This window comes from Parabacteroides sp. CT06, from assembly GCF_002257605.1.
Classification (GTDB): domain Bacteria; phylum Bacteroidota; class Bacteroidia; order Bacteroidales; family Tannerellaceae; genus Parabacteroides; species Parabacteroides distasonis.
This window is the reverse complement of sequence record NZ_CP022754.1, coordinates 2,927,390-2,945,292: the sequence shown is the minus strand read 5'-3', so window position 1 is coordinate 2,945,292 and position 17,903 is coordinate 2,927,390. Positions and strand designations below refer to the sequence as shown.

Annotated in this window: 15 protein-coding genes; 4 read left to right on the top strand and 11 right to left on the bottom strand. The window is 48.9% G+C overall.

Going from position 1 to position 17,903, the window contains the following annotated elements:
- The first annotated feature begins 268 nt into the window (after positions 1–268).
- Complete coding sequence (gene trxA, locus CI960_RS12740; protein WP_005855547.1) at positions 269–568, top strand: thioredoxin; 300 nt, start codon at positions 269–271, stop codon at positions 566–568.
- On the opposite strand, the gene CI960_RS12735 is transcribed toward trxA, so the two are convergent.
- Positions 565–2,148 carry a YfcC family protein gene (locus CI960_RS12735; protein WP_005855548.1) on the bottom strand — a complete coding sequence of 528 codons (1,584 nt, stop codon included), beginning with the start codon at positions 2,146–2,148 and terminating at the stop codon, positions 565–567. The genes trxA and CI960_RS12735 overlap by 4 nt on opposite strands.
- Complete coding sequence (locus CI960_RS12730) at positions 2,145–3,416, bottom strand: DNA recombination protein RmuC (RefSeq protein WP_005855549.1); 1,272 nt, start codon at positions 3,414–3,416, stop codon at positions 2,145–2,147. Before CI960_RS12730 ends, CI960_RS12735 begins: the two co-directional genes overlap by 4 nt.
- A gap of 165 nt (positions 3,417–3,581) precedes the next feature.
- Between CI960_RS12730 and tpx the strand changes: the two genes are divergently transcribed.
- The 3 genes from tpx to CI960_RS12715 all read left to right on the top strand — a co-directional run bounded on the left by tpx (position 3,582) and on the right by CI960_RS12715 (position 6,716).
- Positions 3,582–4,082 (top strand): thiol peroxidase, encoded by a 501-nt coding sequence (tpx, locus tag CI960_RS12725; protein WP_022193127.1) that lies wholly within the window; start codon positions 3,582–3,584, stop codon positions 4,080–4,082.
- Between the two features lie 105 nt (positions 4,083–4,187).
- Positions 4,188–5,405 (top strand): MFS transporter, encoded by a 1,218-nt coding sequence (locus tag CI960_RS12720; RefSeq protein WP_005855551.1) that lies wholly within the window; start codon positions 4,188–4,190, stop codon positions 5,403–5,405.
- Positions 5,406–5,432: 27 nt separating this feature from the next.
- Complete coding sequence (locus CI960_RS12715) at positions 5,433–6,716, top strand: MATE family efflux transporter (RefSeq protein WP_005855552.1); 1,284 nt, start codon at positions 5,433–5,435, stop codon at positions 6,714–6,716.
- Between the two features lie 51 nt (positions 6,717–6,767).
- Here the strand turns inward: CI960_RS12715 and CI960_RS12710 are convergent, their stop codons facing one another.
- From CI960_RS12710 to rsmG, 9 genes are all read right to left on the bottom strand, one after another.
- Positions 6,768–8,474: an acyl-CoA dehydrogenase family protein gene (locus tag CI960_RS12710; RefSeq protein WP_005855553.1), complete on the bottom strand. Its 1,707-nt coding sequence runs from the start codon at positions 8,472–8,474 to the stop codon at positions 6,768–6,770.
- Between the two features lie 4 nt (positions 8,475–8,478).
- The gene (locus CI960_RS12705) at positions 8,479–9,498 is read right to left on the bottom strand and encodes an electron transfer flavoprotein subunit alpha/FixB family protein (protein WP_005855554.1); all 1,020 of its coding nucleotides are present in this window, start codon (positions 9,496–9,498) and stop codon (positions 8,479–8,481) included.
- A gap of 4 nt (positions 9,499–9,502) precedes the next feature.
- On the bottom strand, positions 9,503–10,408 hold the full coding sequence (locus CI960_RS12700) for an electron transfer flavoprotein subunit beta/FixA family protein (protein WP_005855555.1): 906 nt from the start codon (positions 10,406–10,408) through the stop codon (positions 9,503–9,505).
- A 154-nt stretch (positions 10,409–10,562) separates the two neighbouring features.
- Positions 10,563–11,042 (bottom strand): AraC family transcriptional regulator, encoded by a 480-nt coding sequence (locus tag CI960_RS12695; protein WP_005855556.1) that lies wholly within the window; start codon positions 11,040–11,042, stop codon positions 10,563–10,565.
- A gap of 57 nt (positions 11,043–11,099) precedes the next feature.
- Positions 11,100–12,479 carry an MFS transporter gene (locus CI960_RS12690; RefSeq protein WP_005855557.1) on the bottom strand — a complete coding sequence of 460 codons (1,380 nt, stop codon included), beginning with the start codon at positions 12,477–12,479 and terminating at the stop codon, positions 11,100–11,102.
- A gap of 112 nt (positions 12,480–12,591) precedes the next feature.
- Positions 12,592–13,701 (bottom strand): hypothetical protein, encoded by a 1,110-nt coding sequence (locus tag CI960_RS12685; RefSeq protein ID WP_036628881.1) that lies wholly within the window; start codon positions 13,699–13,701, stop codon positions 12,592–12,594.
- Positions 13,698–16,550, bottom strand: a complete 2,853-nt coding sequence (gcvP, locus tag CI960_RS12680) for an aminomethyl-transferring glycine dehydrogenase (RefSeq protein ID WP_005855559.1) — start codon at positions 16,548–16,550, stop codon at positions 13,698–13,700. Before gcvP ends, CI960_RS12685 begins: the two co-directional genes overlap by 4 nt.
- A 12-nt stretch (positions 16,551–16,562) precedes the next feature.
- Positions 16,563–17,201 (bottom strand): MBL fold metallo-hydrolase, encoded by a 639-nt coding sequence (locus tag CI960_RS12675; protein WP_005855561.1) that lies wholly within the window; start codon positions 17,199–17,201, stop codon positions 16,563–16,565.
- The gene (gene rsmG / locus CI960_RS12670) at positions 17,198–17,890 is read right to left on the bottom strand and encodes a 16S rRNA (guanine(527)-N(7))-methyltransferase RsmG (RefSeq protein WP_011966023.1); all 693 of its coding nucleotides are present in this window, start codon (positions 17,888–17,890) and stop codon (positions 17,198–17,200) included. The genes CI960_RS12675 and rsmG overlap by 4 nt, the downstream gene beginning before the upstream one ends.
- Positions 17,891–17,903 lie beyond the last annotated feature (13 nt).

Below are 17,903 nucleotides of genomic sequence, written 5' to 3'. Positions count from 1 at the left end.
GGAAAGATTATCCTATTTTTTAATACTGATTATCAGTTTCTTATATATAAGTTTCTCTCGTGAGCTTATTGTGCGGAATTTTACTTGAGATCCATGCATTCCGGCCTGCTGAAACGGATGGGTAAATGAAAGAGCCGTGTTGTTTAGGTCTTAGATAAATGATTTAATTTCGTACATTTGTTTTTGATAGGCTTAAGCTGGAAACTATGGGGCTTGGTTCCCTATGGTTGAGATTAAACAGATTGTAAATATATAAAGAGTAGGTAAGATGGAAACATTCGACGATATCATTAAAGGGGATAAACCTGTATTGGTGGATTTTTTTGCGACATGGTGCGGCCCGTGTAAGGTGTTGAGTCCGACGGTCGAGGCATTGGGGAAGGAGTTGGCGGGACAAGTGCGTGTCCTTAAAATTGATGTAGATAAGAACGAAGCACTTGCCACACAGTTGAGGATCCAATCCGTACCCACTTTGATCATCTTTAAGAAAGGTGAGATCGTATGGCGCTCTTCCGGCGTGATGGATCACGGAAGCCTATTGCGGAAGGCGCAAAGCTATATCGATTAAAAGCCGTTCATCGGGATCAATACCGTTGGGATCAATAATAGGAATCCTAGGATCACTAGGACAAGGATGAACTTCCATGCCCATTTGAACCATTTATCATACGGGATACGGCTTACTCCTAGAACCGCTATCAGGACACCTGATGTGGGAGTTATCAGGTTCGTGAAGCCATCGCCAAACTGAAAGGCCATGACGGTGGCCTGCTTGGATAAACCGATCAACTCCGAGAATGGGGCCATGATAGGCATGGTAAGGGCCGCTTTGGCGCTTCCGGAAGGAATAACTAAATTGATAAGCGTCTGGATAACGTACATCATCCCGACCGTAGCTACTTGCCCCAAGCCTTCCATCCCTTTCGCTAGGTTAAAGAGAATCGTATCGATCACTTTGCCTTCTTGTAGGATTACGATGATACCTCCTGCCAAACCGACAACCAAGGCGGCGCTCATAATATCCTTGCAACCCTCTAAGAATAGTTTCACAAGCTCATTCGGATCGCGTCCATTGGCGATTCCCGCCGCTATGCCCAAGGCGAAGAATAAAGTCGCTATTTCCATAATGTACCATCCATAGCCCATTACGCCTGTTATCAGGAAAAAGATCGTGAAGAATAAAAGGTTCAATATATATAAATGTACGGTTTTCCGCAGAGTGAATATCGAACTGATTATGAACGCTACGCTAAGAATCGGGATTAAGGGAAGTCCCTCGATTACACTATTCCCGATTTCTAAGGATGTCTGGGGATAATAGACAGAAAAGACCGCTAAGATGATTGCCAATAGGATAAAACTGACCCATGCGGCTTTCGGGGTCCTGTACACGATTTCCAAAGAATGGGTATTATGTAGGTCTCTCCAGTATTGATCATCCTCATAGACTGGTGACAATTGAGGGTTCTTTTTTACCTTGGCGGCATAACGCAATATCCATGTGAAGCCTACCACATTGATAATACACCAACAAACGATACGATACTCGATGCCGGAAAAAAGAGGAATTCCTGCTAAGCCTTGCGCTATACCGATAGTGAAAGGGTTTAAAATCGCTCCGGCGAAACCTAATCCCGCCGCTATAAAAACCATACATACGCCGGTTATGGAATCGTATCCCATAGATATCGCCATCGGGACCAAGACCAGACAAAAAGCGATGGTCTCCTCACTCATCCCGAATACGGCCCCGAATATACTGAAAAGTAGCATGATAGCGGTCAATAAAAAATTGTCTATGCCTATTTTATGAAGGATGGGGTTATTCTCCATTTTGCGTGCTTTCCGCAGGAAACTGACTGTCCCGATATCAAATGCCTTACTGTCGTTCACGATCCAGAATGCACCACCGATGATGAGGATGAAGACGATGATATCCGCCTTGTCCACAAATCCTTTATAAAAGGCGGAGAGTACCTCCCATGTTTGAGGTACGCTTTCCACGGATTCATATACAACGGTCCGCTCTCCATCTGGGCTGATATTTTCCGTGTATTGCCCACCGGGGATAATCCATGTCAATGCGGCGCAAAATAAGATGATGTAAAAAATGATTACGTAAGTGTGGGGTATTTGTCTCTTTTTCATGATTCTGCTTTTTCGTCTTCTTCAGTTAATATTCCGATCTCGGGAAGGATAGCTCGGGCCTCACGGTCGCTAAGCGTATCTACGTCTTTGAGTTTACGTTGGATGGCACGGGTACGGGTACCTAAAACCTCTTCTATTTGCCCGCTGGCGGTTTGCAAGTTCTTTTGGGCTTTCTCGAGCATACCGCCTACTTTCTCGAATTCTTTTTTCACGGCCCCTAAGATCGTCCATACCTCCCCTGAGTGCTTTTGGATCGCCAATGTACGGAAGCCCATTTGTAAACTGTTTAGTATGGCCGCTAGGGTAGTGGGACCTGTTACGACTACCTTGTAGTTTCGTTGCAAGTCCTCCAATAAAGCGGAACGGCGTACGACCTCGGCGTAAATGCCCTCGAACGGCAGGAACATAATGCCGAAATCGGTCGTGGCGGGAGGTGCCAGATATTTGTCCGAAATATCTTTAGCCATCTTCTTGATCGTTGTCTCCAATAATTTTCCGGCTGTCTCGATCGCTTGGGAATCTGCGGCATCGTAAGCGTCTAGGAGCTGTTCGTATACATCTTTCGGGAATTTAGCGTCTATGGGAAGGTATACGAATTCTCGGGCATCATCCCGCCCGGGGAGCTTGACTGCGAATTCAACGACCGCATCCGAACCTTTCCGGGTATGTACATTCGCCTCGTATTGCTCTGGTGCCAATAACTGCTCCAATAACATACTGAGTTGGATCTCCCCGATATTTCCCCGGGTCTTAACATTACTAAGTACCCGTTTTAATCCTCCTACATCCTGTGCTAAGGTTTGCATCTCGCCCAGTCCTTTTTGTACACTTTCTAATTGTTCGGTGACTAAACGGAAAGATTGCCCGATACGGTCATTCAATGTCTTTTGAAGTTTCTCGTCTACGGTGACTCGGATCTCTTCCAGCCTTTTTTCCGTGTTATCCACTAATCTCTGTTGGCGTTCGTCCAAGGCGGCGAATTTCTCTTTCTGCAACCTGTTAAAAGAATCGATTCCACGTTCGAAGGCTTCCTTGAACTCATTCATGGAACGAGCCAGCTCTTCTCGGTTATCTTTTGCTACTAACCGGCTTTCTTCCCGGTTCAGGCGGAAGTCCTCCCTAAAGTTTTTCTCGATACGGTCGAACGAGCGTTGTATCTCGTTTAGTAACTTTTCTAGGTCTTCTTTGTTATTATTTAGCTGTTTAGGACGCAAAAGGATTTGCGTCACGATGATTATAAGAAGTCCGCCGATAATAATCCAATCCATCTGTTTTTAATTTTGACGTCAAAGATAGGTAATCTGTATTTTGCAACAGTAGTTAAATAGAGTTAAATGAAAAAACATTGTTTATTTTCGTTTGTTTTATCGACAGAAAGCTGCTTATATTTGCGCAGCCAACTTAAAGTAAGACTATTTAATTTACATACAAAGATGGCAAAAGTAACATTAAAAGGTAACGAGATTCATACGAACGGCGAGTTGCCAAAAGTTGGGACAGAGGCTCCGGACTTTAAGGGTGTAAAAAGTGATTTATCCGAATTGTCGCTAAGCGACTTGAAAGGAAAGAAAGTGGTGATAAATGTTTTTCCGAGCTTGGATACAAGTGTATGTGCGGCATCGGTAAGACGCTTCAATAAAGAAGCCGCTTCGCATCCGGATACGGTGGTATTAGCTGTTTCTAAAGATTTACCTTTTGCGCATGGACGTTTCTGTACTACGGAAGGTATTGATAAAGTGATTACATTGTCAGTGTTCCGGTGTTCATGTTTTGAGGATAAGTATGGGATGCTTCTGGTAGACAGTCCGCTGAAAGGGTTATTAGCCCGTGGCGTGATAGTGGTCGATGGAGCTGGTAAGGTGGTTTATGAGGAACTTGTTCCCGAGATTACTACCGAACCGAATTACGATGCGGCTTTAGCTGCGTTGAAATAAATGTAGTAGATTATTGTTTTTCATTGGTTAAAGTTAAGGGTTAGTGTAGGAGGCCGTCGGATGTGAATCCCGCGGCCTTCGTTTTTTTAATACAAACACGTTTATATGGATAACTGGAAGCGAGTATTTGCCATTATTTGGACGGGGCAGTTCTTATCTATACTGACAAGTTCGATTGTTAATTTCGCGATAGTCTTGTGGTTGAGTCTGGAGACAGGTTCCGCTGAGGTATTGGCATTTGCTACGATGGCCGCTTTGTTACCTCAATCTGTTTTGGGGCTTTTCACGGGGATCTTTATCGACCGGTGGAAAAGGAAGCGGGTGATGATTATGGCAGATAGCTTTATTGCTTTTTGTACGTTGATATTGGCGGTCTTGTTTTATTTTGATTTGGCTAAGATTAGTCATATATATGTGTTATTGGCCCTTCGTTCCGTAGGTTCTGCCTTTCATATGCCCGCTATGCAAGCTTCTGTTCCTTTGCTGGCTCCAAAATCGGAGTTGATGCGCATAGCTGGGATTAATCAGGTGATCCAGTCGGTGTGTAATATCGCCGGGCCCGCTTTGGCCGGTCTATTCATAACGATGATGAAGATGACGAATATCCTCTTATTGGATGTGGCTGGAGCGGCGTTCGCTTGTCTATCGCTCTGCTTTGTCTTTATTCCCGATCCTTCTCATGAGGAACGAAATTCAGAATTGCATCTTTGGAGAGAGGCGAAAGAGGCGATTATGGAAGTCCGTAACCAATATGGGCTATCGTGGTTATTCCTATTGTCTATATTGGCTACATTCGTGATTATGCCGGTAAGTGTCTTATTCCCGTTGATGACGTTGAATCACTTTGCCGGAAATGCTTTCCAAGTGAGTTTGGTCGAGGTTTCATGGGGTGGAGGAGCCTTGCTCGCGGGTGCTTTACTGGGGCTTAAGAAATATCGTTGGAATGAGATACTGTTGATTAATGGGATGTATATAGCGTTGGGATTGACATTCTTGTTTTCCGGGTTGTTACCGGTATCCGGTTTTATCTGGTTTGCGGTGCTGACGGCTTTAGGAGGTGTTTGTGGTTCCCTGTATTTTGCTACTTTTACTACGGTTATCCAATCTCGCATTGATCCGGGAGTTATGGGAAGGGTATTCTCTTTTTACATGAGCTTTAGTATGCTTCCTTCGATGATCGGTCTTTTGAGTACCGGCTTTTTGGCGGATTCTATCGGGCTTGGAAATACCTTTATAATAAGTGGGGGCTTTTTATGTTTGATAGGTATTATATCCTTTTTTATCCCTTCGTTGATCAGTCTGAAAGAGAGTTTTAAGAGATAACGATATCGTATTTAGACACTATTTAATATGAATAAGAAAATACTTCAACTGGCGATACCTTCTATTATTTCCAATATAACCGTACCTTTATTGGGATTGATAGATGTGGCGATCGTGGGACATCTTGGATCTGCTTCGTACATCGGGGCGATCGCTGTAGGCGGGATGCTGTTTAATATTATCTACTGGATATTCGGGTTTCTCCGTATGGGGACAAGCGGTATGACTTCCCAAGCGTACGGGAAACGGGATTTGACGGAAGTTACCCGGATCTTATTCCGGTCTGTCGGGGTTGGTTTCCTGATATCTTTGGGGCTTTTGATACTTCAATACCCTATCTTGAAGGTTGCGTTTACTTTGATCGACGCAACGGAGGAGGTAAAACAATGGGCCTCTCTCTATTTTAATATCTGTATCTGGGGAGCGCCGGCTGTATTGGGGTTATATGGCTTTGCCGGTTGGTTTATCGGTATGCAGAATTCTCGTTTCCCGATGTTTATCGCTATCGCGCAGAATATCGTGAATATTGTGGCCAGCCTATGTTTCGTGTTTGTGCTGGGTATGAAGGTGGAAGGCGTAGCGTTGGGAACACTGATCGCCCAATATGCGGGTCTCCTCATGGCGTTTGCTCTTTGGTTGAAATATTATAAACGTTTGAAAGCGTATATTGATTGGAACGGGCTTTGGGGTAGGGAGGCGATGCGTCGCTTCTTCTCAGTCAATAGTGATATATTTTTCCGGACCTTGTGCTTGGTCGCTGTTACGACTTTCTTTACTTCTACAGGTGCGAGACAAGGGGATGTGATATTAGCCGTAAACACCTTGTTGATGCAGTTATTTACCTTGTTCTCTTATATAATGGATGGATTCGCTTATGCGGGAGAGGCATTAGCCGGTCGCTTTATTGGAGCCAAAAACGATGTGGGGTTACGTAAATGCATTCGCTTATTGTTCCTATGGGGAATCGGCCTCTCATTGTCTTTCACGATCCTTTATGCGTTGGGAGGGAAGAATTTTCTGGGATTATTGACGAACGATACCTCAGTCATTGAAGCTTCCGGGGATTATTTCTATTGGGTGTTGGCGATTCCTTTATGTGGATTCTCCGCTTTCCTTTGGGACGGTATCTTTATCGGTGCCACGGCCACACGCCAGATGCTTTACTCGATGCTTGTGGCCTCGGGCACTTTCTTTATTATGTATTACTTGTTTTATCAATCGATGGGGAATCATGCGTTATGGATGGCTTTCCTTTGGTATCTGTCTTTACGTGGCGGTATGCAATGGGTACTTTGGCGGTTAAAAAAATAAGGCGAGAACCTGTAACTGATCCTCGCCTCATTTTATCCTAGGAAAACCTATTTACTGTTGTTTGTAATAAACTAAGTCCTCACGATTGAAGTTGTTGATGAAGGATTCGATCTTATCAATCTCAGCTTGTCCGTAGTTTACATAAACCTCGGCGGAACGGCGGAAGCTGTCATCTTTGTTTGCGTCTTGCAATAGCAAGTAGCCGAATACGCAATGAGCGGCTGCCTCGACCATACGGCGAGCTTGGAAGTCAATATATTCGTTATCCTTTGTCTCCGTAACCTTGGCTACCACTTTCTCATACTTCTCGGTCATAGCGGCAAGTTTGTTCTTCAGAGCCTCTAATTCCGGCTTATACTCGATCGCTTGGTATTCACGAATCTGGTTCAAATAAGTACCCGTGGTGACGTGGCGGATGGCCGCTACGACTTGCAATTGGGTGGTACCCTCATAGATATTCGTGATGCGGGCATCCCGGTAGATACGTTCGCAAGCGTAGTCCTTCATGAAACCGGAACCTCCGTGAACTTGGATAGCGTCGTAAGCGTTCTGGTTTGCGTACTCGGTAGTCATGCCTTTACCCATCGGGGTGAAAGCATCCGCGAGCTTGCTGTACTTCTTGAATTCTTGACGTTCTTCCGGAGTCAGTTTACGTTCCTTGGATATATCATCCAACGCTTTGTAGACGTCAACGAAACGGGCGGTCTCGTATAACATAGAACGGGAAGCATCCGCTTTCGCACGCATCAAGGCGATAATCTCAGCGATCGCCGGGAACTCGATGATAGACTTACCAAACTGTTTACGATCCAAGGCGTAAGCATAAGCCTCACGATAGGCAGCCTCGCTAAGTCCTACGGCTTGAGCCATGATACCCAGACGGGCACCGTTCATCAAAGCCATTACATATTTGATCAAACCTAGCTTACGATCACCGCAAAGCTCGGCTTTCGCGTTCTTGAATACCAACTCGCAAGTAGGAGAGCCTTTGATACCCATTTTGTTCTCGATACGACGGACATTCACGCCACCATTGCGCTTGTCGTAGATGAACATGGAAAGGCCACGTCCATCCTTCGTACCTTCCTCGGAACGGGCCAATACCAAATGGATGTCAGCGTCGCCATTCGTGATGAAACGCTTTACGCCGTTCAGATACCAGCAACCGTCAGCCTCGTTGTAAGAAGCTTTCAACATAACGGATTGAAGGTCGGAACCTGCGTCCGGCTCCGTCAAGTCCATAGACATGGTCTCTCCGTCGCAAACACGAGGGATGTAACGTTGGCGTTGATCCTCGTTGCCGAACTCGTATAAGGTCTCGGCACAATCTTGTAGACCCCAAAGGTTCTCGAAACCGGCGTCGGCACGGGAAACCAAGTCGGCGGCCATGATGTAAGGGACGATCGGGAAATTCAACCCATTGTAGCGGCGAGGCATAGCGATACCCATCAAGCCGGCCTTGCGAACGGCATCGAGGTTTTGCTGTGTCCCGGAAGCGTACGTGACACGTCCGTTCGCTACCGTGGGGCCCTCATGGTCTACGCCCTCAGCGTTCGGGGCGATAATTTCCCCGCAAATCTCACCAACGATCTCCAATACTTTCTCGTAGCTATCCATTGCGTCCTCAAAATCGATCGGAGCATAATCGTATGTATCCTTGTCGGCATAGCCGCGCTCTTTCAGCTCTACGATACGCTTCATCAACGGATGGTGAAGATGATGCTTCAAGCTGGGATTATCTGTATAGAAATTAGCCATAATCTTACTTACTGTTCTTTTTGTAATACTTAATCATCTTAGGAATCACCTCTTCTACCGTACCATTGATTACGTAATCGGCGATCGTGTTGATCGGGGCGTTCTCATCATTATTGATCGAAATGATGATACCGGCGTCTTGCATGCCGGCGATATGCTGGATCTGCCCGGAGATACCGCAAGCGATATACAATTTCGGACGCACCGTGACACCGGTCTGACCGATCTGACGGTCGTGGTCGCAGAAACCGGCATCGACAGCCGCACGGCTGGCACCTACCTCGGCGTGAAGCTCTTTCGCCAAATCGAACAATAAATTAAAGTTCTCCTTAGAGCCTACGCCATAACCTCCGGCTACTACGATCGGAGCGCCTTTCAGGTTGTGCTTCGCTTTCTCTACATGACGGTCGATCACTTTCACCACATAGTCTGTCTCGGGGACATACTTCGCTACGTCGTGGTGGATCACTTCGCCTTTATAGTTCTCGTCCAAAACCTCCTTTTTCATCACGCCCTCACGAACGGTCGCCATTTGCGGGCGATGTTCCGGGTTGATGATCGTGGCTACGATGTTACCACCGAACGCCGGACGGATCTGATATAATAAGTTCTCGTAGGTGATACCCGCTTTCTTGTCCTCGTGCGAGCCGATCTCCAAAGAGGTACAATCGGCCGTCAAGCCGCTTGTCAAGGCCGAGGATACACGAGGGCCCAAGTCACGACCGATCACCGTAGCGCCCATCAAGCAAATCTGCGGTTTCTCCTCCTTGAACAAATTGATCAAGATAGAGGAATGAGGAAGTGACGTATAAGGGAACAGACCCGGAGCGTCGAACACATGAACCTTGTCGACGCCAAAAGGCAATACTTGTTTCTCTACACCCTCAAGGCCGGACCCGGCAACGATCGCCTCCAGCCCACAGCCCAATTGATTGGCTAGCTTACGACCTTTAGTCAGAAGCTCAAGACTTACATCGGCAACGTTCGTGCCTTCTGTCTCACAATATACAAATACGTTGTTCATAATCTTATCCGATGGTGTGGTTAGCTAACAGTTCGACAATCAAATCCTCTACTTCTTGGTCGGCGCTGGAGATGGTCTTGCTTTCCTTGGCTTGGAAGACGATATTCTCGATCGCTTTTACCTTCGTCGGCGAACCGCTAAGGCCGCATTGAACCAAGTCACCATTCACGTCGGCTACGCTCCATTCTTGAATATCCAAATACGGGCGGGTCTCGTACAATTCCGGGTAGCGAAGAGTCGGCGTACCGTCCTGGTGACAGGCGGGTTGCACGGCCCGTTCCTGTTTACCCATGGCGTGTTTGTACTTTTGTACCAACTTCGCGTTGCGGGGACGGCAGGGAGCGGCGGAGCCGTTCACGGTGATAACGATAGGAAGCGGACCTTCCACGGTCTCGACACCCCCGTCGATATGACGTTTTACGGTGATACGTCCGGCCTCCTTATCAACGTTTAGGATTTCCTCGGCATACGTGATCTGGGTCAGTCCTAATTTCTCAGCGACTTGCGGACCTACCTGTGCCGTATCGCCGTCGATCGCTTGGCGACCACCGATGATAATATCATAATCGTTGATTTTCTTGATAGCCGTGGCAAGCGCATAGGATGTGGCTAACGTGTCGGCTCCGGCAAACGCACGGTCGGTCAACAAAAAACCGCCGTCAGCACCACGATACAAACCCTCGCGGATGATTTCGGCGGCACGTCCCGGGCCCATCGTCAGCAGCGTAACTGTCGTCCCGGGGTAAGCGTCTTTCAAGCGTAACGCTTGTTCCAACGCGTTCAGGTCTTCCGGGTTAAAGATCGCGGGCAAGGCGGCGCGATTGATCGTACCGTCCGCCTTCATGGCGTCCTTTCCCACGTTTCGTGTATCCGGGACCTGTTTCGCTAAAACTATAATTCTTAAACTCATATTATATAGGAATATTAGATTTTTATATTGATGTAATACTTCTACTTTCTTGTTAATCTCGAGGTGCAAAAGTAATCAAACATTCTTTATAACAAAGAACTTTGCGGAGGAAATTGCACACTTGGCGTGTGTTTGAGCATGTATTGCCTGCTGATTACTCGTAGCAATGATAGGTTCTCTTCCGGTTTGAGCCCGGTTTTTTTTTCTCGATGCGCCATTCCCAAGGCTGCGATTTCGTCAGCGTGCGGAAGAACTTGGAGAATACCGAGGGCTGCGAGAAACCCAGCTTGGCGGCGATCTCGGTGATGCTCATGTCCGTCCGCTCCATCAGCTCCTGAGCTTCGAGGAGAAGGTAGCGGTTGCGCCATTCCATCGCCGACATGCCGCCGATGGCGAGGATGGCGCCCCGGAGCTCGCTGGTCTTGAGTTGCATTATGCGGGCGTATTCGCTGGTGTCCATCCGGCCGTACTTGCGGATGAGATAGGCGAAGAGATCGATCAGGTTGTTGCCCGAGGGGCGGTTGCCGTCGAAGTCGGGAGGGACGCCCATCCAAAGCTCTTCTTCGGTGGGTTTACGCTTGAAGACGGTGATAAAGACATCTTCCGGGGGGATTCTCTTGAATGTTTCTTCCATGATGATATGTTTTAAGGTTGTTTTTTCTCAAGGATTTGATCTTGCGATTCTTCCGGGTCAAATCTTTTGGCTATCCAGCCTCTTTACGACTTGTCCATACACGATCAACGCTACGGCGGATACCAAGGCGATCGCACCGAAGTAATACCAGATGTAATGGGCGTTCGCGCTTGCCGCCAGCCATTCCTCGTGAGAGGCGAACAGGGTTGGCTCCGGGCAATACTTGCTTAAAAGGAAACCGGACAGCCCGAATCCGAAGATAGAGGAGAGGAAAGAATGCAAATGGCTGAATCCAAGATAGAGACCTTCTTCTCCTTTGGGTGCTTGCAAGGAGAAATACTCGAGAAAGCGAGGAGAGATGAACGTCTCCGCCAGCCCTTGGAAGACGATACCCACCACCATCATGAAGGCTACGGGATGCATCCCTAGGATCAAGGAATTAGTATCCAGCATATTACCGGATGCCATGCAAAGAGCGGACACCGGCATGATAAACATACCCACCGTCATGGAGGTAAGCGCTGTCCGCTTCCGCATCATCTGTGTTACAAGATTGACTGTCAGAACTACGACTAAAGGGTTTACGTTGGCATACCAAGAAGGAGAGGCTCCCTCGCCGGCCAAACGAAGCACATATTTTGGCATCGTGGCATACAGCTGGTGTTGTACCATCCAGAATCCGGTGATAATGATGATTAATGTAATGAGCCGTCCGTTACTACAAACCTTGATCAAGGCGTTCCAGATCTGCCCGAACGTCTTGCCCTCGCCCGAATGCTGAGCGCTTTTGTAGAAGAACCAGATGGCTAGCAAGGCAAGGAAGGTCATGCTCGCCGAGAAATAGTTCAAGGTAATCAAACCTTCGTTGCCCAACGCCTCACGAAGCGGCTTCACGATGGTCTTCCCGGAGAAGGCCCCGATATTTACCATCGCGTAGAAGATAGAGAAGCCCTTCGCACGGGTTTCCGGCGTAGTCTCTTTAGCGACCGTGCCGGAGATAACGCTCTTGATAAAAGCCCCGCCGCATACGATCAAGGCCATGATAGGGATAATGCCGTACTGAAGATTGCTCTCCAGCAATCCCGTAAAGGTAGTCGTCGTGCTGTATTCAACCAGTCCGGCGGATTGAAGCCAAGTAGGGTAAACAGCCAGTCCTAGATAGCCACAAGTTAACAAAGTGAAAGCCAGTAGCATCGAGTTGCGGAAACCGATCTTATCGGCCAACGCTCCGGCGAATGTGGGCAGCAGATACAGACAAGCGGAAAAGATACCGGCGATGCTGGCGGCCTGAATATCGTTAAAGCCTAAGATGCGGCTAAGATAAAGGGTGATGACGATAAATACGCCGTAATAAGCGGCTCGCTCGAACAACTCGACGGTGTTCGCTACCCAGAATGCTTTACTGAATTTGATTTTCTCTTGTTTCTTAGTTGTCATGATATTATTTATTAGTAAGATAGATTAGATGGATAAGTCAAAGAGGAGGCGCAGGCGAGAAAATGAAGAGCTGCGCCTCCTCGTCTTTGTTTTATCGTATAGTAATTACGAATTAGGGCTTTACGGTATACGGTTGGTGGATCGCCTTATCGAAAGCTTTCCAATGCTCATCCGTCATGTTGCCCGGCGTAAACAACGCCACGCCGGCCGCTCCGTTCTCCATGGAACCTCTTACGGCCTCCTCGATCTCGGACGGGATCAGTCCATGGCCTTCCGGGTCCTTGATATTCGCCTTGTTCTGCCAATCCTCGCAGATGAACAAACCGCTATAAACTGGCTTCTTGCCTTGCACGGAGGCTACTTCCTCTTTCACGATCGGAGCCAGCCAAGAAGCGTCCTCCAGATAGAAATCGTTATAATTCATCGGGAAGAAAGCGTCGATATTCCATTTATTCCATTCTTGGCGAACCATCCACTTGGCGTGAGAGTCCGGCCCCGGGAATACGGCGGCGCTCACTTTCTTGCCTTTGCCGTGAACCTCGTCGGCGATGCGATTTACCAATTTCGTGATCAGGTCGCAACGGAACTGCGCCCATTCCTCGCATTTGGAAGGATCCTCTACGGATTTGATGTCGATACCGGTAGCAGCCTTGAAATCGGCCACGCATTTGTCACAGTAGCAATAGTCCGCCGTAGGATATTCCTCGTCCATCACCAAGCCGTATTTTTCCCAAAGTCCGCGGGCCAGGATGACATCCACGTAACGGATATAATCCAGATGGATATAATCCACCTCCGGGATATCGGCTACCTTGCCATATAGATCCAGCAAGAACTCCGCCGTACCTTCTTGGTTCGGGCACAGGCATTTGTAATAAGGGACATAGGCCTGTACGGAATAGGTCGACTCGCCTTTCCGGTTCACGGCGTAGAGGGTGGAGTCCAATCCATGTTGCAACATGGCAGGAATCCATGCGTGGTATTCCATGCCATTGGCATGGGCCGCTTTGGCGGCACGCTGGATTTTCTCCGTGTCGTGGCCGGCGTTGTAGCACATCCCGTCTACACCGTGGGCATGCCATTTACTAAAGTCCGCTTGTAAGGTTTGCTCGGTGGTATTCCCGCCTTCGCCTTGCCATGCGTAGACCTTGACTGTTTTCTCGGGCGCCTTGACGCAAGCCGTCAGAGCGACGGCCGCCAAAGCGATAAAGAGCTTCTTCATATCTCGCAAGCGCATAAAGTCGGGATCAAGTTACGATCGCCATAAGCGTTATCTACACGGGCTACGTTAATCCAGAACTTGCTGTCGTGCAACCATTCCAGCGGGAAGGCGGCCTTCGTGCGGGGATACGCGTGTTTCCACTCGTCGGCGGTCACCTCGTATTCCGGATGCGGGGCGTTCTTCAAGACGTTGTCCTCCTTCGAAGCCTTGCCTTCCTCCACCTCCTTGATCTCGTTCCAGATACATTCCATTACCTCTACGAAACGATCCAGCTCGGCCTTGCTCTCGCTCTCGGTCGGCTCTACCATCAAGGTGCCGTGTACCGGGAAAGATAGGGTAGGAGCGTGGTAGCCGAAGTCCATCAAACGCTTGGCGATATCGCCCTCGTCGATGCCCGAACGCTCTTTTACCGTACGGCATTCCAAGATCAACTCATGACCTACACGGCCTGTCGCTCCGGTATAGACGATACCGTACGTATCCTTGAACTTAGCGGCCAAGTAATTGGCGTTCAAGATGGCCGTCTTCGTTACTGTCTCAAGACCTTCCGTACCCAGCAAGCGTATGTAAGCGTACGTGATCGGTAGGATACCGGCGCTACCATAAGGAGCCGCGGATACCGTATTCAAGTCGCTGCCCCAAAGCACCGGATGCTGCGGCAAGAACGGAACCAGATGCTCGGCCACGCAGATCGGGCCTACGCCGGGACCACCACCTCCGTGAGGAGAAGAGAAGGTCTTATGCAGGTTCAAGTGACATACATCGGCGCCGATCGTACCCGGATTTGTCAATCCAACCTGCGCGTTCATGTTGGCGCCATCCATATAAAGCTGTCCTCCGCAAGCGTGAACGATGTCGCACATCTCCTTGATGTCCACCTCGAAGATACCATGCGTAGACGGATAGGTAATCATGCTGGCAGCCAAACGCTCCTTGTTCTCCTCGGCTTTCGCACGGAAATCTTCCAGATCGATATTACCATTCTCGTCGCATTTAACGGTTACGGTCTTATACCCGCATTGGATAGCGCTGGCCGGGTTGGTTCCGTGGGCGGAAGCCGGAAGCAAAACGATATCACGATGGCCTTGGCCGATGCTTTCCTGATAAGCACGGATCACACGAAGACCCGTGTACTCGCCAGCGGCGCCGGAGTTCGGTTGCAACGTACAGCCCTTGAAGCCCGTGATCGTGCATAAGTAAGAAGACAGGTTCTCGATCAGCTCCGTATAGCCTTCCACTTGCTCCTCTGGAGCGTACGGGTGGATATTCATGAATTCCGCACGGCTAAGCGGCAACATCGTAGAAGCCGGGTTTAGCTTCATCGTGCAAGATCCCAGCGAGATCATGGATTGGGCCAAGGAAACATCCTTTCGTCCCAAACGGGTGATGTAACGCATCAACTCGGTCTCCGTATGATATTTCTTGAATACGTCTTGCTGCAAGAAATCGGAGGTACGGGCGAATTTAGCGTCGAAATAAGTCTGGGCGGGGATAGACTCGTCCAGCATATAGTCTTTACCTGCGGCGCCGGCGAAGATGTATAATAATACGCCTATGTCCGTAGGCAATGTCGTCTCGTCTATGCTGACGCCTACTTGTCCGGCCTCGAAGTAACGCAAGTTCACCTTGCACTCCAAGGCGATCTCACGCAGCGCGTTCACCGACACGTGTGCGGGAAGCTGTATCTTCAAGGTATCGAAATAATCCTTGTTTAATTGCGTATATCCCAGTTTCTCCAACTCCTTGGCCAAGAATCCGGCCGTGGAATGAATCCGTCCGGCGATGTTACGCAACCCCTCCGCTCCATGATATACGGCGTAGAATCCGGCCATGGTAGCCAACAACGCCTGAGCCGTACAGATATTGGACGTAGCCTTCTCACGTTTGATATGTTGCTCGCGGGTCTGCAAAGCCAAGCGATAAGCCGGATGGCCGTAAGCGTCCTTGGAGATACCGATGATACGTCCCGGGATCGTACGTTTATAATCGTCCTTCGTAGCGAAGAAAGCGGCGGAAGGACCCCCGTAGAACATCGGGATACCGAAGCGCTGGCTGCTACCGAATACGACATCCGCTCCCCATTCTCCCGGAGGAGTCAACAATACCAAGCTCATCAAGTCGGCGGCTACGCCTACCTTGGCTCCGGCGGCGCCCGCACGGGCCACGAATTCCTTATAGTCCTCGATCGAACCATCCGCGTTCGGGAACTGTACGATGGCGGCGAACACGTCCGGCGTGAACTCGAATTTCTTATAATCGCCCACTACCACCTGGATGCCCTGCGGGATCATGCGGGTGTGGATGACGGCCAGCGTAGAGGCGAACACGTTCTCGTCAACGAATACCGTATTGGCTTCCGCTTTCACCTGCGCACGGCTGCGTGAACCATGAAACATGGTAACCGCCTCGGCTGCCGCTGTCGCCTCGTCGAGTAGCGAGCAGTTCGCCAAGGGCAATCCGGTCAGTTCGCAGATAACAGTCTGGAAGTTCAGCAACGCCTCCAAGCGTCCTTGGGATACTTCCGCCTGATACGGCGTATAGGAGGTGTACCAAACCGGGTTCTCGAATACGTTACGTTGGATCGGGGCCGGGCAAACCGTGTCGTACCAACCCATACCGATATAAGAGGTGAATACCTCGTTCTTGGAAGCCAGCTCGGCGATATGCTCGGCGAACTCACGTTCCGTCATGGCCTCCGGGAGGTTCAACGGCTCTTTCAAACGGATGTTGGCCGGAATGGTCTGATCGATCAACTCGTCCAAAGACTTCACGCCAATCGTCTCCAACATAGCGGGAATATCTTCCGCTGAGATGCCCACGTGGCGGTTTACAAACTTATTTGTGTCCATAATTCTAGTATTTTATAAATAAGGATTATTTAATTTCTCATCAATGATTCGTGTCTCGGGGCCATGGCCGGGGTATACCACGGTCTCGTCCGGCAACGACAGTAATTTGTCCTTGATAGCGGCAAGCAGTATATCTTGGTTGCCTCCCCATAAATCGGTACGGCCGATGCTTCCGGCGAACAAGGAATCCCCGACGATCACGAAACCGTTCTTCTTGTTATAGAAAGCCACGCCTCCGGGCGAATGACCGGGAACGCTCAATACCGCCAGCTCGGATTTCCCGAACTTTATGATTTCCCCGTTTACCAGATATTTCCCTACCGGGACGCTTTTCGCCTTCATCGGCAGGCCGAACGCCTTGGCTTGCTCCTCGGGGGAGGGAAGGCCCTCCACGTCCGCTTTATGGGCTTCCGGGCTCAACCCGTAGGTGTTATGGACGAATTCGTTGCCGAATATGTGATCCAGATGGAGGTGCGTACAAAGGTAACGTTTCAGCGTCAGCCCGTTCTGGGCGATAAAGTCGCTTACTTCTTTTTGTTCCTCTTTGCGCAGGCAGCCGCAATCGATAAGGACTGCCTCCTTGGTATCATCGTATAGCAAGTAAGTATTCTCGGAGAAATAGTTTACTTCGAAAGATTTTATCGTAATCATAAGGGTACGTACACTACTTTTTTAGTTTCAAAAAACTCTTCTTTAAAATGGTCTTTCAGATCCATGCTTATCGCTTGGTTCCGGAAAGGCAATATCTCGTGCGCCAGCTCTCCACCTTTCAGGCAAATCAATCCGTTGGGCAATGCGTTGATCTGTTCTTTCTTTATATTCTTGCGGACGATCTTTACCAGATCCGCCAGAGGCATCACGGCACGGCTTACCACGAAATCGAAAAGCTGCTTTTCCTCCTCGCCCCGGCAATGGCGGAAGGATACGTTCTCCAGCCCGATCGCCTCGGCCACGGCTTGTCCCACCTTGATTTTTTTCCCGATACTGTCTACCAGATGGAAATGGGTCTCCGGGAATAAGATCGCCAAGGGGATGCCGGGAAAACCGCCTCCCGTACCCAGATCCATCACCGAGGAACCCGGCTTGAAACGCAGCATATCGGTGATACCCAGCGAGTGAAGCACGTGATGCGGATATAGGTTCTCGATATCCTTCCGTGAGATCACGTTGATCTTGGCGTTCCAATCCGTATATAGGTCATATAGGGCGGCGTATTGCTCTTTTTGCCGGTCGGTGAGATCGGGGAAATAAGATGTGAGAATTGAAAATTGAGAATTGGGAATTGAGAATTTCTCTGTATTTTGTTCCATAGGACATCTGTTTATAGGTTTATCTATCATTAATTTTCAATTC